Origin of the sequence: uncultured Treponema sp. (assembly GCF_946187725.1) — a bacterium.
GTDB lineage: Bacteria > Spirochaetota > Spirochaetia > Treponematales > Treponemataceae > Treponema_D.
In genome coordinates, this window is the sequence record NZ_CAMHSK010000014.1 from 47,791 (window position 1) to 68,385 (window position 20,595).

The 20,595-nt window shown below is 45.0% G+C and carries 12 protein-coding genes; 3 read left to right on the forward strand and 9 right to left on the reverse strand.

Annotated features, from left to right (window positions below; translation table 11 throughout):
• Nucleotides 1-45: 45 nt before the first annotated feature.
• From Q0Q74_RS07360 to Q0Q74_RS07380, 5 genes are all read right to left on the reverse strand, one after another.
• Nucleotides 46-1,020: an Rpn family recombination-promoting nuclease/putative transposase gene (locus tag Q0Q74_RS07360; RefSeq protein WP_294429700.1), complete on the reverse strand. Its 975-nt coding sequence runs from the start codon at nucleotides 1,018-1,020 to the stop codon at nucleotides 46-48.
• Nucleotides 1,021-1,239: 219 nt separating this feature from the next.
• Entirely contained in the window at nucleotides 1,240-2,643 is a 1,404-nt protein-coding gene (locus Q0Q74_RS07365) for an ATP-dependent 6-phosphofructokinase (RefSeq protein ID WP_294429701.1), read from the reverse strand.
• 263 nt (nucleotides 2,644-2,906) lie between these two features.
• On the reverse strand, nucleotides 2,907-4,604 hold the full coding sequence (locus Q0Q74_RS07370; RefSeq protein ID WP_294429702.1) for an ammonium transporter: 1,698 nt from the start codon (nucleotides 4,602-4,604) through the stop codon (nucleotides 2,907-2,909).
• Between the two features lie 427 nt (nucleotides 4,605-5,031).
• Nucleotides 5,032-6,876: an asparagine synthase B gene (asnB, locus tag Q0Q74_RS07375; RefSeq protein WP_294429703.1), complete on the reverse strand. Its 1,845-nt coding sequence runs from the start codon at nucleotides 6,874-6,876 to the stop codon at nucleotides 5,032-5,034.
• Nucleotides 6,877-7,005: 129 nt separating this feature from the next.
• Complete coding sequence (locus tag Q0Q74_RS07380) at nucleotides 7,006-7,689, reverse strand: PrsW family glutamic-type intramembrane protease (RefSeq protein WP_294429704.1); 684 nt, start codon at nucleotides 7,687-7,689, stop codon at nucleotides 7,006-7,008.
• 351 nt (nucleotides 7,690-8,040) lie between these two features.
• On the opposite strand from Q0Q74_RS07380, the gene Q0Q74_RS07385 reads away from it, so the two are divergent.
• Nucleotides 8,041-8,643, forward strand: coding sequence for a shikimate kinase (locus tag Q0Q74_RS07385; RefSeq protein ID WP_294429705.1), 603 nt, complete (start codon nucleotides 8,041-8,043; stop codon nucleotides 8,641-8,643).
• Between the two features lie 33 nt (nucleotides 8,644-8,676).
• On the opposite strand, the gene Q0Q74_RS07390 is transcribed toward Q0Q74_RS07385, so the two are convergent.
• From Q0Q74_RS07390 to Q0Q74_RS07405, 4 genes are all read right to left on the reverse strand, one after another.
• Nucleotides 8,677-10,419, reverse strand: coding sequence for a cation:proton antiporter (locus Q0Q74_RS07390; protein WP_294429706.1), 1,743 nt, complete (start codon nucleotides 10,417-10,419; stop codon nucleotides 8,677-8,679).
• A 55-nt stretch (nucleotides 10,420-10,474) separates the two neighbouring features.
• On the reverse strand, nucleotides 10,475-12,811 hold the full coding sequence (locus Q0Q74_RS07395) for a lytic transglycosylase domain-containing protein (RefSeq protein WP_294429707.1): 2,337 nt from the start codon (nucleotides 12,809-12,811) through the stop codon (nucleotides 10,475-10,477).
• Between the two features lie 213 nt (nucleotides 12,812-13,024).
• Nucleotides 13,025-14,803, reverse strand: a complete 1,779-nt coding sequence (locus Q0Q74_RS07400) for an Hsp70 family protein (RefSeq protein WP_294429708.1) — start codon at nucleotides 14,801-14,803, stop codon at nucleotides 13,025-13,027.
• A 132-nt stretch (nucleotides 14,804-14,935) separates the two neighbouring features.
• Entirely contained in the window at nucleotides 14,936-15,814 is an 879-nt protein-coding gene (locus Q0Q74_RS07405; RefSeq protein ID WP_294429709.1) for a hypothetical protein, read from the reverse strand.
• 159 nt (nucleotides 15,815-15,973) lie between these two features.
• On the opposite strand from Q0Q74_RS07405, the gene Q0Q74_RS07410 reads away from it, so the two are divergent.
• A complete protein-coding gene (locus tag Q0Q74_RS07410) occupies nucleotides 15,974-17,029 on the forward strand; it encodes a TRAP transporter substrate-binding protein (protein ID WP_294429710.1) in 1,056 nt (351 codons plus the stop codon).
• A gap of 168 nt (nucleotides 17,030-17,197) precedes the next feature.
• Nucleotides 17,198-20,595, forward strand: a 3,398-nt coding sequence (nifJ, locus tag Q0Q74_RS07415; RefSeq protein ID WP_294429711.1) for a pyruvate:ferredoxin (flavodoxin) oxidoreductase, incomplete at its 3' end; no start/stop codon positions are given.

Sequence of the window (20,595 nt, forward strand, 5' to 3'; positions counted from 1 at the left end):
GAATAGTGCATTTAATGACAGTTGCAGCGTATCAAGCGTCATTTTTTAAGAGAGCCGTTTGATTTCCTCAGCAGAAAGCCCAACTCCTTGGGCAATTTGTTCTACAGGTAAGCCCATTTGAAGAAAACGCCTTGCAGTTTCAAAAGCCATTTCGCGTTTACCGCGGGCTTCTCCTTCTGCAAGCCCAGCAGCTCTTCCGCGAGCTTCGCCCTCAGCAAGTCCATTGTTAAAAGCGTATTTTTCGCGGGAGATGCAGTCGTGGACAAATCTTTCGTAGCCGAACTGGTTTTCCCATTCCTGCTGGTTGCGGCTCATTTTGTTTAAGAGTGCCTGTGCCATGTCCATTTCCTCCTGCATTGCGGTAAGTTTTTGTAAAAGGGATTGTGTCTGCGGATTTCCGCCCATCTTTATCAGAATAGACCAAAATTCTACTTCTGACAACTCTTTCGCCCCGTCTGCGAGTTTCTTTAGAATCTCGTTGATTTTCGGCAATTCGATGTAGTGAATCTGCATAATATCACTTAGTTCCGTGTTGTCCTCGCGTTCCTTGAAGGTATACGCGTGATGCAATTTCTTGTCTTCGATTTTCTGGAAATCCATGAACATGATTTGATAAATGTGCGGAAGTTGCGAGTACGGCTCGCCTGACGAGAGCGCGTTGTGTGTTAGGGTGGCGGCGTAGTAGATTGAGCGCTTGATTTGGTCGTCCTTGTACATCGAGTTTTGTAGCTCGACATCGACTTCACTGCCGTCCGCCAGCTTGCAGTGTATGTCGAGTCGCGGAAATTTGCCGTCTGTGCGGGTGGGAAGGAGTTCGGGGTTCAGGACTTTTGTTTCCTCGACTTTCTGCCCGATTACCGCCGAAAGCATTTTGCGTCTGCAATACGCTGATTCCTTGCACTCTTTTGAGAAGAAGGATTTGAATACGATGTCGTTTTTTAGGTTGAGAATCCTTCCTTCTGCGACAGCGCGTGCGGCCTGTTCCTTGACTTCATCGTCGATTATGATTTGATATTTCATATCGCCACCTTTTTTACAAATAAAATTGAGTGAAAGAAAAGAATTGTGTTCCCTTTTCACTACACTTATTTATTTGAAAAAAAAGTCACTTTTCGGCAATGTCTACAGATAATATTTTGTTATAATTGACGAAAAAGGCCGCTCCGCCGTGGAACGAAAAAAAATGCCTGCATGAAGGATTATCGCTTCATGCAGGCGTTTTATCATAGGGGAGCGGGCTTATTTACCTGCTTTTTCCTGTGCTTTTTTTTCTTCTTCTTCAGCGTTTTTCTTCATGTGTTCGATGACTGACTGAATGTTGTTGACCATGAGAATTGGCTGACCGGTAGCGTCGAGAGCGTCACGCCAGAGTGCTCCTTCTGGATCGACTGTGTTTCGCTTGCGTGTTACCATTTCGGTCGGGATGATGACATATTTGTCATGAACAAGACCAACTACGCACTTTGTTTTGCCTGCCATTGCTGCATGAACGGCATTGTTACCCAATCGTTCACAGTAGATTGAGTCGTTTGCTGTTGTGACTGCAGAACGAACCTGATAGCTTGGGTCAACATATTTGAGGTTGACATGGATGTTTTTATTTGCGAAGTATTCGTTGATTTTGTTACAGATGAATACACCGATGTCAGAAAGCTTTTTGTTTCCTGAAGCATCCGTTTCGTTTGTAGACTGCAAATGCTCCTGTCCAGCACCTTCTGCAACGATTACAACTGCATGACCGCGTTTTTCGAGGCGTTTTTCGAGATGTGCAAGGAATCCGTTTGGACCGTCCATATCGAACGGAACTTCTGGAATAAGACAGAAGTTTGTTTCGTGGCTTGCGAGAGTTGTTGATGTGGCAATGAAGCCTGATTCACGGCCCATGAGTTTTACAACACCGATACCGTTAATCTGTGACTCAGCTTCCATGTGGATAGCGTCAACTGCCTGACGAGCCTTTTCTACAGCTGTTTCGAAACCAAATGAACGGTCGATGAAGAGAAGGTCGTTATCGACTGTTTTTGGGATTCCGACGACTGCAACTTTGAGACCGCGTTTTTCGATTTCGCGGGCGATGTCGAGGGCACCACGCTGAGTACCGTCACCACCAATGATGAAGAGCATGTTAAGGCTGAGTGATTCAACTGCATCAACGATGTCTGCAACACGGTTTCCGCCGCCACGGCTTGTTCCGAGGAATGTACCGCCGTTTTTGTGGATATCATCAACTACTTTTGGAGTGAGTTCGATTGTGTCATATTTTGACTCCGGGAAGAAGCCCTTGAAACCATAGCGGAAGCCACGGATTCTTTTTACACCATAGCGATACCACAAGCATCGTACTACAGCACGGATAACATCGTTGAGACCTGGACACAGACCGCCACAGGTACAGATACCTGCATTTACATGTGCCGGGTTGAAATAAATGAACTCGCGGGGACCTGCCTTCTGCATGAGGTTCCCTTTTGTTTTTTCATTTTCTGTTGAATTTGCATCAAATACATTTACTCTGTAGCGAACAAAAGATGTGTCACGAACATAATTAGCACGGAATTCTCCATGTTCTTTTGAGAGCTCGATTGGTGACGGAACTTTACATTCACCAAGCTGCTCAACAGTAAAATCGAATTTTTCTTCCATTGATAGCTCCTTAAAAATAAACGCGAATATGCGAAAAGCTAACATCCATTTTATGCTGAATTCAATGAATTTTCAATACAAAAATGCTCTACTTTTGCACTTTTACGCACGATAAAAAAAAGCCACTCAAAAGCGAGTGGATTTTTGCGTTAGCGATTGTAGCCCCGAAGTTGCCAGCGTGCTGGCAATGAGCGTTAGCGAAGGGCGAAAAGCGCGACCCGCCGAAGGCGGGTAACGCCATTTTCTTCTATTATATTGTCCCCTTAGTCCTGAAGGGCTTCATATCCTTCTTCGCCAGTTCGGACTTTGATTACATTTTCTACATCGTATACGAAAATCTTTCCGTCACCGATGTTTCCTGTGTAAAGGACTTCCTTGGCTGCTGTTACGACCAAATCAACTGGAACTTCGCTTACAACGATGTCAACCTTGATTTTTGGCAGCAGTGTCATATCCATTGCGACACCACGATACTTCTGGACATTTCCGTGCTGAACACCGCATCCAAGTACATTTGCAACTGTCATACCTGTAACATTGATGTCGTTCATTGCTGACTTCAACTCGTCGAACTTGCTTGGTCGTGTGATGATTGTGACCTTGTGGAACTTAGCATCAGGACGCTCTGTTGCCTTTGTAACTGGAATTGCCTTTTCAACTGGAACAGAACCCTTGACTGTTGGTGCAAGTGCTGAATCTGCATCTCCTGGAAGACCCGCATTCATTACCTGTGGAGCCATGATGAATCCGCCGTAAGCAGAATCGATTCCGTGTTCAAGTTTATCAAGACCGATTACTTCTTCTTCGCGGCTTGCACGGAGACCGTGGAACTTTTTGATTGCCGCAAAGACGATTACCATACAAACTGTTGTCCAAAGAACAATTGTACACTCACCGAGAGTCTGAACTCCCAAGTGCTTGAATCCGCCGCCGTAGAATACACCGCTTTCAACATTGAAAAGACCGTCTGCCAAAGTACCCCAGATACCGTTTGCAAGGTGAACACCAACTGCACCAACCGGGTCATCGATGTGGCACTTCAAATCAAGACCTTCAACTACGATTACTACAAGGAAACCTGCCACGATACCGATGATGCTTGCACCCAAAGCGTCAACTGTCGCACATGGAGCAGTGATTGCAACCAGACCTGCAAGTGAAGCGTTCAAAGTCATTGAAACATCTGGTTTACCGTTTTTGAACCATGTGAAAAGCATTGTTGTGACACAGGCAAGTGCCGGAGCGATTGTTGTTGTTGTGAATACTGCTGCGAGACCGCCGACACCGAGCAATTTTGTACAAGCTGCACCGTTGAATCCGTACCATCCGAACCAGAGGATGAATGTTCCCAAAGCACCCAAAGTGAGCGAATGACCAGGAATTGCGTGAACCTTTGTTACCTTTCCGTTTTTATCATAATCATATTTTCCAATTCGTGGACCGAGGAACATTGCACCGATTAAAGCTGCTGTACCACCGACTGAGTGAATTGCTGCAGAACCTGCGAAATCGACGAATCCGAGCTGAACAAGCCAGCCGTTTGCGTTCCAGACCCATCCTGCTTCGATTGGATAAACAACTGCTGAAATTACAGCCGAATAGATACAATATGAACTGAATTTTGTTCGTTCAGCCATTGCACCAGAAACGATTGTTGCCGCTGTTGCACAGAAAACAAGGTTGAATACAAAAGCCGACCAGTCCAATTCAGCAAAAATAGTGAAAAGCTGCAAGTGCGGTTTTCCGATTACGCCAAACAGATAGTTTTCGCTCATCATAAGACCAAAACCAAGCAGCATGAACATAGGCGTTCCGATACAGAAATCCATCAGGTTTTTCATGATGATGTTTCCTGCGTTTTTAGCCCGTGTAAATCCCGTTTCAACCATTGCAAAGCCGCACTGCATAAAGAATACAAGTGCCGCACCAATAAGGAACCAAACTCCCCAAACTTCGTTCATTTTTTAATACCTCCGTTTTTTAATAAAGGGGGAAGTCTCCCCCTCGCTACAAAGCGTTGCTTTTTCGCTACCCCTTCGCCTAGGGCTGCCGCCCTAAAACCCGCTGGCAGCAAAAAAAAGGCGATGACATCAGACACTGTGCACTCGTGCCCGACATCATCGCCGGTTATAAAAAAAGCCGAAGATTCTTGTTAAGAAAAATCTCCGGCTCCATTGCCAATTTTAATAAAAAAAGGTCGCAAGAAGTGAATCCTGCGACCTCATTGTCGTGTGATAAAAACTTATATCTTAAAATTAAGATTGTGTCAATAATCCGACACTTGATTTTACAAAAATTAATGGACTTTTTTATGCCTTGTAAGCATCGTTATGAACACGTCGCACGCTAACGCGTGCTTAACGAGTTTGCTTTGCAAACTCGCAGGGCTTATTTTGCTTTATAAGCATCTGTGTGAACACCGCTGATAGCTCTTCCAGATGGCTCGTCCATGTTCTTCCATGTGGCATCCCATTCCAATGCTTTTGCAGTAGAGCAGGCAACTCCGGCTTCGTGCGGAACGCAGCGGGCTGCACTGTCGCTTGGGAAGAGGCGGCTGTAAATCTCGCGGTAGTAGTATTCCTCTTTTGTTTTTGGCGGATTGACCGGGAATCGGTTTTCGCGGCGGGCAAATTCTGCGTCGCTTACCTTTTCTTCGGTCATCTTTTTGAGAGTGTCAATCCAGTTGTAGCCTACGCCGTCAGAGAACTGCTCTTTCTGACGCCATGCAATGCTCTCTGGGAGCAAATCTTCAAAGGCCTTGCGCAAAATCCATTTTTCCATGCGCTGTTTGCCGTCCGGGAGCTTGATGTTCATTTTATCGCTCGGATTTAGGCTCATCGCAATGTCGATGAAATCTTTGTCGAGGAACGGAACGCGGCCTTCAACGCCCCATGCCATGAGTGATTTGTTTGCGCGAAGACAGTCGTAAAGATGGAGCTTGCTCATTTTGCGGACAAGTTCTTCGTGGAATTCCTGTGCGTTCGGTGCCTTGTGGAAGTACAAATATCCGCCGAAAAGCTCATCACTTCCTTCGCCCGAAAGAACCATTTTGATTCCCATTGATTTGATTACGCGTGCAAGAAGGTACATCGGTGTTGAAGCACGCACGGTCGTAATGTCGTATGTTTCAATGTGGTAGATTACATCAGGCAGGGCATCCAATGCTTCCTGAATCGTGAAGTGAACTTCATGGTGAACGGTTCCGATATAGTCAGCGGCTTTCTGTGCTGCAATCAGGTCCGGGCTTCCTTCAAGACCGACTGCAAATGAGTGAAGACGAGGCCACCATGCACTTTCTTTTGAATCGCTTTCAACTCGCTTTTTACTGAATTTCTGTGTGATTGCCGCGATGATTGATGAGTCCAAACCACCCGAAAGCAAAACGCCGTAGGGAACATCGCTCATGAGCTGTGCTTTTACCGCACTTTCAAGGCCATTTCGTACTTTTTCGATTACGCTTGGATTGATTACTTCGCCTTTTTCGTCTGTAGCACGCGGATTGTTTTTAACGGCATCGAACGATTCCCAGTCACGCTTGTACCAGCGAACAGGAGCAGGGGCTGTCGGGGCGTTGCGGGGTGTCCCCGCAGAAGGGGTGGCGGAAGACGCGTCAGCGGCTGGAGACAGGGGAAGGCTTTCCCCTCCTGAATACAAATAATGTCCGGTCGGGAATTCTTCGATTGTCTGGCATTCGCCTTCAAGGGCTTTAAGCTCGCTTGCAACATAGTAGCGGCCTGCCTTGTCCCAGCCCTGATACAGCGGGATTACACCGATTTCGTCACGGGCAATCAGATAGACATCATTTTCTGAATCGTAGAGGGCAAATGCAAAGATTCCGCTCAATTTTTCAATCATTTCGGTAAAATTTCCGCTTTCACGGTACTTCTTGTAAAGAGGAATGATTGCCTCACAGTCGCTTCCTGTCAAAAAGTTATAGCTTCCGTTGAATTCGGCACGGATTTCTTTATGATTGTAAATTTCTCCGTTTGCCGCAAGAATGATTTTTCCGTCATCGCTGACCAGAGGCTGCTTTCCAGAAAGAGGGTCAACGATTGAAAGTCGTTCGTGGCTCAAAATTGCATTGTCACCAGTGTAAACGCCGCTCCAATCCGGGCCACGGTGACGAATCTTTTTGCTCATTTCCAAGACTTGTGAACGAAGCTCGTCTTTCAAGCCCTCCGCAACCGGCTTCCCGCCTGAAGCCAAATCAAATGCACCTACAAAACCACACATACTTTTCTCCTATTTTGAAAAAAAAAGGTCGTAGACAGTGCCTCGCTTTTACGAAACATTATCTACGACCTCTTTGCCGTTTTTGAAGTTATACAGCAAATGGAATATTTTTGTCAATATTAGCGGATTTTACTGCTGCTCCTGTTTGGGAATGGATTTCGCGGCTACATAGAAAATGCGACATTCAACCGCCGCAAACAGGATTGCGACGATTGCAAGCCAGTGATAAATCGATGTAAAACTTGCGAAGAAATTGTAGATTCCGTGCAGAAGAACCGCGTAGATGAATGGCATTGGATTTTTATGCTGATTTCGGAAATTCCAGATGTAAAGACCGCTCAAGCCCGCTGCGAATACATGGATTGCCTGTGCGGAGAAAATGCGGTCAATGAGAAGGTGGATTACGATTTCTTTTCCGCCCTGATTTTGAATTTCCTGGAATTTTTTGACGATGTAGATGACCGATTCAAAACCGCCCACGGTGAGGCCGTAAAGGATTACACAGCAGAAAAACGCTCCCAAAACCTGATTTTTCTGCGGAATCAGGCACATGAAAAGCATCTTCATTGATTCTTCGATGAGGCCGTTGAAAAGGATTGCCGTAATCATGAGGGATGCGAAAGTGTATGCCGTGAAAATGGGGAGACTGAGGACATAAAACTGAAGCATCGAAGTGGGAAGAACGGTAATGAGTGCCAGAACACAGGCAACAAGGCAGTATTTGATTTTAAGGTCTTTATTGAGGATTAGCGCAAGCGCGAAAAAAAGTGCGGAAGGAATGAAGCAAATTCCTAAAAGTGCGTACAAATTCATGGCAAAGATTGTATCATTTTTTTGCGTGAAGAACTATAAGGTTGAATGTCGAGTTTTGAAATTTACTGAGTGCATAAAAAACGGCTCCCAGTCGTGATAACGGCTTATCGAAACCGCAGGCTAGCCTGCTACACGCGTTTTGTGCTTGTAACTATATACATTTGCCGCTTGCGCGGCAGCACAAAACGAGTGTTTTCGTAAGCCGTTTCGCTCCCTCGCGCCGTTTTTGCCATATCCGGTAAGTTCAAAACTCAACATTAGACGGCTATATCGGCATAGAATGGAAAAATGTCGAGTTTTGCATCACTCAGAGGATTTGCAAAACTCGACATTTGACCTATAATCTTTTTCATGAACTCGATAATTCTTTTGGGGATAAAGCACTGCGGGAAATCTACGCAGGGGAAGCTGCTTTCAAAGCATTTTGGCTGTCCTTTTTTTGATACGGATGATGAAGTTACTGCTCTTACTGGAAAGACTCCGCGCGAAATTTATTCTGAGCAGGGAAAAGATGCCTTTATTGAGGCTGAACGGAATGCTTGTGAAAAACTTGCCGAAAAGATTCTGAATCAATCTCAAAATGAAGGGGAGTGCGTGTCTTCTGACGGTATTGCCTGTGTGATTGCAACAGGCGGCGGAATCTGCAACAATCCGGCTGCACTTGAAGCCCTTCATAAAACCGGAAAATTTGTTTTTCTGAACGCTGATGAAAAAACTGCCGCCGACAGGATTGTCCGTGAAATAAAATATGACGGCGTGGGCGTGATGAAAAATCTTCCGGCATACATTGCAAAGGAAAATCCAGAGAATGTAGCCGATGTACGGGCGATTTTCCATAATTTTTACGAAGAACGCCAGAAGATTTACAAAGATTTGTGCGACATCGAAGTAAAACTCAATTACACTGCAACAAAAACCGAAAACATGGAGAAAATCATAAAAGCACTAGGGTAGTGCCCAATTGCTAACTGATAATTGCTAATTATTTTACCCTTCCATTTTTGCCAGTTTGTGCTCAAGTTCTACGATTTTTGAGTGGATGTAATGGTCGACCGCAAACTTTTCCAGCATTCCAAGCGGGTCGTTCTGCTCGTTGATTATGCAGATTGCGTCCGTGTCGTAGTCAGAAAAAAGCTGGTAGGCGTCGGGGAGTGAGGCTGTGACCGGGCATGTAACCGTGGGCTTTTCCATGAGGTCCATCGCAAGAAGATTTTCGCCCATTTCTCCGATTTGCATTGCTTCCTTGAGATGTTCTGTTGAAATCTGACCGACGAGCTTTCCTTCTTCCGCGCCGTCATTTCCGCGCACCTCATAATTTGTGTTTTCATGGTGAGTGAAGTTTTTGATGATGTTTCCGACCGTGTCTGTGTCGTTGACGATTGTGTATGAATTCGGACGGCAGAGAACATGTCCCTTTATGCTGATGTCGCTGACTTTTGCCGTTTTCATCAAATCTTCGGCGGTGACATTTAAGCCGACTTCACCGGCCTTGCTTACGCCGTATTTTACGCAGATTGGACCAAGAATCTGAACGATGAAAGTTGTGGCCGTAATGATGAGCATGATTTGAGGCCCGATTGAGTCCTGAAAATCATTCCCGGCAGCGATAGACAAACCAATTGCAACACCTGCCTGACTTAAAAGACAATATGGGAGATATTTTCGTACTGATTTAGGGGCATTCGTGAGCCTTGCGCCAAGTCTGCTACCGATTGTTTTTCCGAGCGTGCGTCCACCGACATACAAGAGCGCGATGATTGCTATGAACGGCGTGACAATCCAGATGTTGAGCTTTGCGCCGACTGTTACGAAGAAAAGAACATAGACTGGCGGCGTGAATTTTTCGACCAGCTTGAACATTGCGTTTGTCTTTTTATGGGCAAAATTCGTCATGAAAAAGCCGATGAACATGGCCGAAAGAATGTTGTCGAGGTTAAGCGCGTTGCATATTCCCGTACAGAGAAAAAGGGTTCCGAGCGAGAATCCAAGGACGCGGTCTTCGTTGTGCATGATGTTCTTTAAAATCAGGTTCAAGATGAAGCCGAAGCCAAGACCCAGCGCGACAGATCCAAAAATGTCGTAGGCGATTGCTCCAAGCTGAGAGAGAAGTGAAACGGAATGTCCGCCTAAAAGTGGTGCTGAAATCGTGGCGGCAATTGCGTACAGGATGAGGGCAACTGCGTCATCCATTGCGACAATTCCAAGAATCGTTGTGGTGAGAGGACCTTTGGTGCGGTATTCTTTAAGAACATCCGTTGTGGCGGCCGGAGCTGTTGCGGCACAGATTGCACCCAAAATCAGACCGAAAGAAACTGACTGTGCCGTGGATTTTGTAAAGAGATATGTGACGGTGCCAGTGAGGATTCCGACGACGAAAAATGGCGTTATTGACTCGCCAAGCAGAATTCCGACGAACTGCTTTCCGTATTTTTTGATTACTTCGATTTTAAGCTCTGCACCGACCAGAAAGCCAATCAGGGTGAGTGAAGCGGTTGAAATCGGGTTGAGTGCGGCAACGGTCTCTTTTCCGAGAATCAAAAAGCCCGAAACGCCTATGATGATTCCTATGACAATATATCCGACAACCTGAGGGATTTTGAGCTTCTGAAAGATGCGGCCACCAAAAGACCCGAAAAACATCATGATTCCGACCAGAAGCATGAACTGCGTGCCGTTCAAAGTCATAAAATGACATGCAGACGGTAAAAGAGTAGACAAAGGATTTTCCATAAGGCGAGTATTATACAACTTTGCGCTGACTTATGGGAGTAGGTTGAATGCTGGCCTAATACATAATTTCACGGACGGTTTCGCCGGGGAGCTTGTTTTCGTACAGATATGCGTACATCGCGGCGGCGGAAATCACCTTTCTGCCATATTCTCTTGTTTCCGCGAATGGAAGTGATTCAAGGAAGAGATCCATGCTGATTCCGACCGGCTGGTGCGGTGGCTTTCCGGTCGTTTCCCAGTCTTTTTTGAATCGTGAAACCCAGTTTCGCACATTCGTAAGGCCCGCATTGTAAGCGTAGAGGGCCAGAAGCTCGTTGTTGCCGGCAGTCCGTCCAATCAGGCTTGAAAGGTAATGCGTTCCCATTCTTACATTCGTCTGTGCGTCAAAGATGTCGTATTCACCGTTTTTACCGATTTTGAGCTTTTTTGCCTCATCGTCGGCAGTTGCTTCCATGAGTTGAGTGAGGCCGTTTGCTCCAGCCTTGCTTGTCACTCCCGAATCAAAAAAACTTTCGCTTCGGATAAGCGCGTACATCAGATATTTTGGAACAGAGAATTCTTCACAGGCCGAGTCGATTATCGGCTTGTAGAACTGCGGAAAATTCAGAAGGGCAAGTTCACGCGGAATCTCTTCGTTCGTGTTTTCAAAAGTTCTTGCCGCGATTCTAAGACTCTGGACATTATACGCGTTGTCATTGCTGTTTTCGGCACAGCGGCTTAAAAATTCTGCGGTTTCGATTGCATCATGAACAGTGAGTTTTTTTCTATTTAAAAGCCATTCTGAATAAAGCCTTTGCGGAAAACCGAATGCGGCATATCCGCTCAAAAGTTTGCCCGCGCCGTCGTCAGGGAGATTTTCGTCATTTTCTTCTGATTCGTGGTTGCCGTTCTTCTTAAAAAGGTATGATTCAATCAATGCCTGGTCAGTGATATTGAGCCTTTCGAGTGCGCATACTTTGTAATATATAGAAGAATTTCCGTTCAGGACCTTAGAGAACGCTTCTACGGCTTGTCTGGTCTGCAAGTCCCGGTCGCCTTCAGCAAGGCCTTCTTCAATCAATCTTCCTGAAATGTAAGCGTATTTTCCTGCCGTGTATTCGGAAAAATTGGAATCCGTCTGTTTCCAAACCTTGAAAAAATCCTGCCAGCGATGACTTGAAAGAAGCAAAATTGAAAGCGATTCAAAAAAGTCGTCAAAGTATTCAGAATTATGAATCCGTGAGCCATATTCGGTAAGCGTCGCGATTATGTCATCTGTGGAAGTGCGCAGCTGAAAATTCAAAAGATACCACAGACAGTTGTCGAATTTGAGCGCGTCTTCTGTTGAGGCGAGTGCATTCCTGAATCTGGAGACCGTCTGACGCGGGTAGCGGCCTGCCTTGTCGTAGAGCCGTGCGGCATAAAAGTGTGCGAAATATGCTTTTTCGGGACTGAGGGTTTTGGCAAGAGTGTCGAAAGTGCGTGCCGAGGCGTAAAAATTGTTCGTTGCGTAGAGAGTTGCCTTGCCGATGTCCGAAAGAATCTGCGAATCAAGCTCTTCATCGCGATTTTTGTAGATTGTCATGATTTTGCCGGTTTGACTGAGCGCAGCCTTATAATTGCGATGAAAAACAGCGATTCTGAAATCAATTATGACTTTCTGCGGAATTTCTGCTTCCTGGAGTGCTTCAAAAAGCGGTTCAAATCCTTCTTCCGGTGAGATTGAAAATTCTGAGTCAGACTGTGCTGCGGAGTTTTCGTCATTTTCTGATTTGAAGTGATAGTCCGGGGCAAGCTGACTTTCCAGAAGGCTTCGTTTGTTCAGATTTTTCTGAAATTTCTCGCTTTCCTGCTGAATCTTCATATTGTTTTCGCTGAGAAAAGCAAGATAGGCGGCGTAAGTTTCAAGGTGCTCGCTGGAAACCGGGCGTGAAATGAACCAGGTGTAAAATTCGTTTTCAAAGCGGCTGTCTTTTTTTTCTGCAAGGGAAAGAAGCCTGTATTTTACGATTTCATTCTTTGTGGTTTCAAGGGAGATTTTTTCTGTGAGACTGATGATTTTGACGAATTCGCCGTGCGAAAACAATTCGCGGCATGAGACAGCAAGGGATGATTCGTCATCGTAGGCTTGTGCGAAATATTCTGCCGCCTCGATTCGTTCACGGACGCTGCCAAGCTGAGTGAGGGCTTCTGCGCTCTTTTTTGCAATCAGCGGACTTCCTTTCTTTTTGGCGATGGAAAAAAGCCTGACCGCTTCTTTTTCGTTTCCGTTTTCAGCGGCCTGCAATGCGAGATAATAATTTGTATCATTGCCGAATTTTTTTTGTGCTGCGTTTCTTGAACCAGATGTTCCTGCCCGTGTACAGGCAGAAAACAATACTAAAAAAATAAGGGCAGGAAAGACTTTTTTCATAGAAGAGATTTTAATAAAAAAAATAGGGGCTGTCTAATAAGTTCAGTTGATTACGGTCATTGAGCTTGTCGAAATGACTATTCACACTATATGTGTGGTTTCGACATAGGGAGCGTTAAAAAATCGCACTGCGATTTTAGCGATTCTCCGAAGCAACTGTGTTGCGCAGGGCTCAACCACCACATTTTTTACTTATTAGACAGCCACCAGGGATTATTCAGCCGGAATCAAAATATCTGTGCCGGAAATGATTAAATCCGGGTTTTTGATTTTGTTGTATGTCGCGATTTTCGGATATTTCCACGGTGTCTTGTAGTAAGACTCTGAAATGTCCCAAAGAGTGTCGCCCCAGCGAATGTGGTATTTTACATCAGAAGTCTTTTTGACTTCAGGCTTTTTCTGCTCAACAGGAGATGGCGGCGGAACCGGAACGACTTTTTCTGGCTCAGGAGCGATGATGATTTTGTCTTCAACTGCTTCCGGGGCTGGTTCTTCTTCAACCTCGACATCAATGAATTTTGTGCCTTCTTCTGCTTCTTCAACCGGCTTTTCAACGACAGTCTTTTCTTTTGAGAAGAACTTATCAAGGATTGAAACGCCGTTGGTATTTCTTGATGCGATGAGATTGTATTTTGACGGTACGATAAAGAGCACGAGAATTGTCGCAATGACACAGATAATCGCACAGATAATGCAGATGATTACAGGTGTGCGGGTTTTCTTTGTTTCTTCTTCTTCGTCATAGAGAGAAGCGTGTTCACCGGCAAGAGTTTCTTTGTCGTAGAGGTCAGAGAAATCCATTGCAGAACCGCTCATTGTTGTTGCACTTGATGTTCCGAAAAGGTCATCGTCAGAGATTGAGCTTGAATCATCTGTGGCCGGTTTGTCGAGGTCATTGAAATCATCGAAGTTGAGGCCAGTTGCTGTTCCTGAAGTTTTTGTGTCTGAAAAATCAGAATCAAAGTCAGGTAAATCAAATCCCTCTGGTTCAGATGATGAGTCGAAGTCAGAATCTGATTTTGTCGTTGCAGTGAAATCATCGTCAAAATCAGGGAGTGTAGAATCTTCGGTCTGGCTTGAGCTTGTGCTGTCAAATGAGTCAAAAGAAGAATTGTCTTCGATGTCAGGGAGAGAAAAATCTTCTGTTGAGAAATCGTCGGCTACACTTACAGAATCGTCTGCAATCGTTGTGTCGTCTTCGATTGTTGTCGTGTCGGTCTGAATTTCAGAACCAGCGTCAAAATCAGGAGTTTCTGTTAAATCGTTGTTCTCAGTTAAATCATTGGTTTCGTCGGAATGTTTTGCAGAAAAATCAACTGATTCCAATGTTTTGTCTTCTACTGGAACATCATTGTCGAGTGCAGAGAAATCTGGTTTTGCACCTTCAAAACCGTCATTCAAATCAATGTTTGTTTTTGGCGGTTCAGAATGGTCAAAATGGAAAGGCATGTCTTCAAGCACGCTCGAATTTAGCTCTGGAAGTTCCTGTGGCGGGAAAGTTGATTCTGAGGCATCTTTTGCAAGATTTTCTTCTGTGATTTCAGCAGTTTCTGTTACGGCACTTTCCTCTGCTTCTGGGGCAGGTTCTTCAACCGTTTCTTCCGATGAAGATTCTGATGAAGATGAAAGGGCGAAATCTGCCGGTTCTGCGCGCTCTTCAGCGGTTCGTGAAACCAAAGTGACTTCAGTTTCGCTTTTTTTGCCTGTTTCAGGGTCAACGACTTCCGCTGTGAGATGATTTTCTTCGTCCAGGCCTACGGAAAGATGAAGTTCCGGCTCTCCGTTTGGATGAGGGTTAAGCTTTGTGACTTCGAGCGTATCGACATATTCAGCATCGTCCATCGTGCCGTTTTCTGAGCGATACAAGTCAATCTGAACTTTTGTCTGATTATCTTTAGCTGTCGTCAAATCCAGCATTCTCTTTTTTGCTTCGCCTTCTTCGAGAACCGGATAGAATGTTCCGTCAGCAAGTTTTATTCCGATTGTTTTCATCTCTTACCCCTATAAAAATCCCGTAGTTTCCAGAAAATCCGCCACAGGAGGTGGCGTTTTAGAAGAGAGAGAATTTTCTGAAAGAAAATTCTCGTGCGAATCGGAAATTACACGATGTAATTTCCGTTCGAGTTATTTTGCGTCAAAAGCTGCGCCTGCAGGTGTTGTTGTGGCAGCTGGCCTTGCTCCTGCTCCGTAAGCATATTCTGCGATTCCTGTAAGTTCGTTTACAGTTGTGCCGAATTTTTCTGCAACATTGTAGCTTGTTCTTTTGATGATGTTGCCGCTTCCGTCATATTTGTAGATGATTCGTGTGATGAGCTTGTTTTCGGCATTGTAAGTCTGTTCTTCTGAAATCTGATATGCTGCATCGAATCTGAAGACGACCTTTTTGGTCTGGCTTCCGACTGCATTGAAGTAAGCAATTTCTGAGAGCTTGCCTGCATCATTGTAATTGTAAACAGCTTTCTGCTCAAGTTTGCCTGTGTTGAGGTACTGTGCGATTTCTGAAGTTCTGCCCTGATCATCGAGCTTTGTGATGATTTTTGAAAGAAGCGAGCCGTCTGCATTGTAGTAAGACTCTTCAATCTGTTTTCCGTTGATTTTCCAGATTGTGCGGTTTACGAGGTTGTCGCTTGAGTTGAACTCTGATTCGTCGATTTTGTTTCCGTCTGCATCGTATGTTTTTGTCATTTTCCATGCGACTTTTCCGTCTGCATCGGTGCAAACTGTTTCAACGAGATTATTTCCTTCATATTTATAGGTGATGTGGTCTACGAGAGAATCTTTGCTTGTGAGTTCAGAAGATTCAATTTCGCGTCCGTTTGAATCAAAAACATGAACGAATTTTGCGCGTGGAGAGCGGTAGTAATCTCCGAATTTTTCTGTAATCTGATAGTCGATTTTTGTGTATTCGTTTTCTCCGATCGGTTTAAGAGAAGCCTCCGGATCGAAAGCAAAGAGTTGAGTTGCAAGAGCTGCACCTGCCAATACAAATAATGATTTTTTCATATATTCCCCCAAAAAATTATCGCATTTAATACTTTGTTTTTAATATCGGATTGTTACAATTATAACTAAAGATTTTTTATTTTTCTGTACTTTAAGGCGAGTTGTGTTATAATTTTTAAAATAACTTGATTTTTTAGACGAATTTAAGGAGATGTCAACATGGGGAGTACGAAAAGCAAATTTTTCATTTTTATGGCTTTTAGCGCCATGCTTACATTGTTTCCGTCATGTAAAAAATCTTACTTAAAACTTCATACCCTCTCACCAAAAACTGCCGTAAAACCTGATTTCGTCATGCATGTCGGTCATGCCCAGACTGAAGAATCCGTTCGGCATCGTTCTCTTCTATATTTTAAAGAACAGGTTGAAGTGCAGTCTGAGGGTAAAATAGGCGTAGAAATCTTTCCAAACGGCATAATCGGCGGTGAATCTGAAATGACAGTCGCTGTTTCAGAGGGCAAGCTTGAAGCCGTTCGTGGCGGAGACCTTGATGTTGTTCCTAAAGCCAGGCTGCTTGGGCTTCCGATGATTGCTGATTCTCTTATTGATGCGCGCAAATTGTGTTACAGTAATTTCGTAAAGGACATGCTCAGTTCTGCAGAAAGCAAAAATATGATGGTTCTTGCCGTTGGCGATGATTCGGGTTTTCATCAGATTACGAACAGCGTCCGTCCAATCATAAAACCAGAGGATATGAAGGGGCTTACAATCCGGTCTCCACAAAGTTCTGCTACCGTAAATTTCCTTAATGCAGTCGGAGCGCAGGCTTCTGTTGTGCCTTTTACTGAACTTTACGCAGCCCTTGCAATCGGCCTTGTTTCGGGGCAGGAAAATCCTCTGGCGATTATTGATTCGAGCAAAATCTATGAGGTTCAAAAATACTGTACCATCATCAATTATCAGTTTTTCCCGGAACTCATGTTTGTAAATAAGGACTGGTGGAATTCTCTTCCTGAAGAATATCAGAATATCATAACAATTTGTGCCAGAAAAATGATGTTTGAAAATGCAAAAATGACCGATGCCGAAAACGAAGCATACATCGAGCATATTCAAGCTAATGGCTGTAAGGTTGTTACGCTCACAAAGGAACAGCGGGCAGCCTTTTTCCCTTATGCAAAAAGAGTCTGGAAGAGCGCGATTGATGCCGGCGAAATCTCAGAAAAGGAATTAAAGCAAATTCTTAAAATCATCGGAAAAAATGTGAACTGGTAAAGCCATTTGTCCGCGTTTCGCCTTTATGCAAAAATGAGTTGTTTTTTTCCTTGTAAGAATCCAGATTTAGGTTTATTCTATTTAGAATAGGTCAAAAATTTCTATTATAGGGAAGGTTCTAATCCACTCCCGAATCTTCTTTTTTACAATCTTTATAGGAGGACTTACATGTCCAGAAAGAAACAGTCAATGGACGGAAACCAGGCAGCAGCTCATGTAGCTTATGCTTACACTGAAGTCGCTGGAATCTATCCAATCACTCCTTCTTCACCAATGGCTGACTGGGTAGACAACTGGTCTGCTAATGGTCAGAAAAACATTTTCGGTAACAAAGTAAAGGTTATCGAAATGGAATCAGAAGCCGGTGCCGCTGGTACAGTACACGGTTCTTTGGCTTCAGGTGCACTTACAACAACATTTACGGCATCACAGGGCTTGCTCCTTATGATTCCTAACATGTACAAGATTGCTGCTGAACAGCTTCCTTGTGTATTCCATGTTGCTGCTCGTTGTGTTGCTACACAGTCTTTGAATATTTTCGGTGATCATTCAGATGTTTACGCTTGTCGCCAGACAGGTGCTGCAATGTTCGCAGAATCAAATCCACAGGAAGTCATGGACTTGGCTCCTGTCGCTCACTTGGCAGCCCTCGAAGGCAAAGTTGCATTCATCAACTTCTTCGATGGTTTCCGCACTTCACACGAAATCCAGAAAATCGAAACATGGGACTACGCTGACCTCAAAGAGATGTTCCCAACTGAAGCCCTCAAGGCTTTCCGTGCTCATGCGTTGAATCCGGAGCATCCGGCAATGCGCGGTTCTCACGAGAACGGTGACGTATTCTTCCAGCACCGCGAGGCTTGTAACTCAACTTACGAGGCTCTCCCTGCAATCGTTGAGAAATACATCGACAAAATCAACGCTAAACTGGGCACAAAATACGGTCTCTTTGACTACTATGGTGCTCCAGATGCTGACCGCGTTATCGTTGCAATGGGCTCAATCTGTGATGTTGCAGAAGAAGTTATCGACTACCTCACAAAGAAGGGCGAGAAAGTCGGTCTTGTTAAAGTACATCTTTACCGACCATGGTATGCGAAACGCTTCCTCGAAAAATTGCCAAAAACAGCAAAAAAAATCGCTGTTCTTGACCGCACAAAGGAACCAGGCTCACTCGGTGAACCTCTCTTCCTCGATGTTGCTGCAACTCTCCGCGAAGCCGGCTTGAATGATGTAAAACTTTCTGGCGGACGCTACGGTTTGGGTTCAAAAGACACACCACCAAGCTCAGTATTCGCTGTTTACACAGAACTTGCAAAAGCAGAGCCAAAAGCCCGCTTCACAATCGGTATTACAGATGATGTTACAAATCTCTCATTGCCAGAGGTTAAACCGGCTCCAATCACTTCTGCAGAAGGAACTGTTGAGTGTAAATTCTGGGGTATCGGTGGTGACGGTACAGTCGGTGCAAACAAAGACTCTACAAAAATCATCGGTGATCACACTGACAAATACATTCAGGCATACTTCCAGTACGATTCTAAAAAGACTGGTGGTATCACAATTTCACACTTGCGCTTTGGTGACAAACCAATCCGCTCTCCATACTACATCAATCAGGCTGATCTCGTAGCTTGTCACAACCAGTCTTACATCATCAAGGGCTACAAGATGGTTCAGGATGTTAAAGACGGCGGTACATTCCTTATCAACTGTCAGTGGTCTGACGAAGAACTTGACAAGCACTTGCCTGCTGAGTCAAAGAAATACATCGCTGACCACAACATCAAGGTTTACACCGTAGACGCAGTTGACATCGCTACAAAAATCGGTCTTGGAAAAAGGACATCTACAGTTCTCCAGTCTGCATTCTTCAAACTTGCCGGCGTTCTTCCTGCAGAAGAAGCAATCAAATACATGAAAGAGAAGGTTGTTGCAAAATTCTCTAAGAAAGGTCAGGACATCGTTGACATGAACTGTCAGGCTATCGACCAGGGTGCAGGTGCTTTGCACGAGGTTAAGATTCCTGCTTCTTGGGCAAATCCTGCTCCTGATGCAGCTAAACCTGCTCTCAAGGGCGAGAAAGCTACCGTTGATATGGTAGAAAAACTCATGAACCCAATCGCTTTGATGGACGGAGACAATCTTCCTGTTTCTGCATTCAAAGACATCGCAGACGGTCAGTTCCAGCTCGGAGCTTCTGCTTACGAAAAACGCGGTACTGCAGTCAATGTTCCACAGTGGGATTCAACAAAATGTATTCAGTGTAACAACTGTGCATTCGTTTGTTCACACGCAACAATCCGCCCATACCTCCTCACAGACGCAGAAGCTGCAGAAGTTGAGAAGAACGGTGGAAAAGCAGTTGACCTCAAGCCAAAGGCTGGAAAATACAAGTTCACACTTTCTGTCAGCCCTCTGGATTGTATGGGTTGTGGAGAATGTACGACAGTTTGTCCAGTTCAGGCACTCACAATGGTTCCACAGGAGACTCGCCTGAGCGAGCAGCCAGCATGGAACTATCTCGTTGCAAATGTTTCAAAGAAAGAAGACTCAGGCTTTGCAGACTCAACAGTCAAAGGAAGCCAGTTCAACCAGCCGCTTCTTGAGTTCTCAGGCTCATGCGCAGGTTGTGCAGAGACTTCTTATGCCCGCTTGATCACTCAGCTCTTCGGCGAGCACATGTACATTTCAAACGCTACAGGTTGTTCTTCAATCTGGGGTGGTCCTGCAGCAACAGCTCCTTACACAATCAACAAGGACTCAAAGAAAGGTCCGGCTTGGGCTAACTCACTCTTTGAGGACAACGCAGAGCACGGTTTGGGTATGTACTCAGGCCAGAAATATATCCGCGACAACCTCATCGAGAAGTTGAACGGAATGGAAGCAACTGGTAGTCTCAAAGAAGCAATCGACGCTTTCATGGCTACAAAAGACAGCACGAAAGAGAACTCAGCAAAAGCTGCTGACCTCATCGCTGCTCTCGAAAAAGACGGTTCTGCAACTGCAAAAGAAATCCTTGAGCAGAAAGACTACCTCGCAAAGAAATCTGTATGGATTTTCGGTGGCGACGGTTGGGCTTACGACATTGGTTTCGGCGGTTTGGACCACGTACTTGCTTCAGGCGAAAACATCAACGTTATGGTATTCGATACAGAGATGTACTCAAATACAGGTGGACAGGCATCAAAGGCTTCTAACATCGGTGAAGTCTGTCAGTTCGCAGCAGCCGGTAAAGAGATGGGCAAAAAGTCACTCTCTGAAATCGCTATGAGCTACGGCTACGTATACGTTGGACAGATTGCTCTCGGTGCAAATCCTGCACAGGCTCTCAAAGTCATCCAGGAAGCAGAAGCATACAACGGTCCGTCACTCATCATCGGATACGCTCCATGTGAGCTCCACGGTGTTAAGGGCGGCATGAACCACTGTCAGGACGAGATGAAGGCAGCTGTCAAAGCTGGTTACTGGAACCTCTTCAGCTTCAACCCGGCTCTCAAGGCAGAAGGCAAGAATCCGTTCACCCTCACTTCAAAAGAAGGCGACGGAACTTACCAGGCATTCCT

Coding starts and splice junctions, on each gene's coding strand:
- Q0Q74_RS07380 (WP_294429704.1), bottom strand. CDS start 7,689: ATGAATTTGTACGCACTTTTAGGAATTTGCTTCATTCCTTCCGCACTT.
- Q0Q74_RS07400 (WP_294429708.1), bottom strand. CDS start 14,803: ATGAAAACAATCGGAATAAAACTTGCTGACGGAACATTCTATCCGGTT.
- Q0Q74_RS07365 (WP_294429701.1), bottom strand. CDS start 2,643: ATGGAAGAAAAATTCGATTTTACTGTTGAGCAGCTTGGTGAATGTAAA.
- Q0Q74_RS07360 (WP_294429700.1), bottom strand. CDS start 1,020: ATGAAATATCAAATCATAATCGACGATGAAGTCAAGGAACAGGCCGCA.
- Q0Q74_RS07395 (WP_294429707.1), bottom strand. CDS start 12,811: ATGAAAAAAGTCTTTCCTGCCCTTATTTTTTTAGTATTGTTTTCTGCC.
- asnB (WP_294429703.1), bottom strand. CDS start 6,876: ATGTGTGGTTTTGTAGGTGCATTTGATTTGGCTTCAGGCGGGAAGCCG.
- Q0Q74_RS07405 (WP_294429709.1), bottom strand. CDS start 15,814: ATGAAAAAATCATTATTTGTATTGGCAGGTGCAGCTCTTGCAACTCAA.
- Q0Q74_RS07410 (WP_294429710.1), top strand. CDS start 15,974: ATGGGGAGTACGAAAAGCAAATTTTTCATTTTTATGGCTTTTAGCGCC.
- Q0Q74_RS07385 (WP_294429705.1), top strand. CDS start 8,041: ATGAACTCGATAATTCTTTTGGGGATAAAGCACTGCGGGAAATCTACG.
- Q0Q74_RS07390 (WP_294429706.1), bottom strand. CDS start 10,419: ATGGAAAATCCTTTGTCTACTCTTTTACCGTCTGCATGTCATTTTATG.
- Q0Q74_RS07370 (WP_294429702.1), bottom strand. CDS start 4,604: ATGAACGAAGTTTGGGGAGTTTGGTTCCTTATTGGTGCGGCACTTGTA.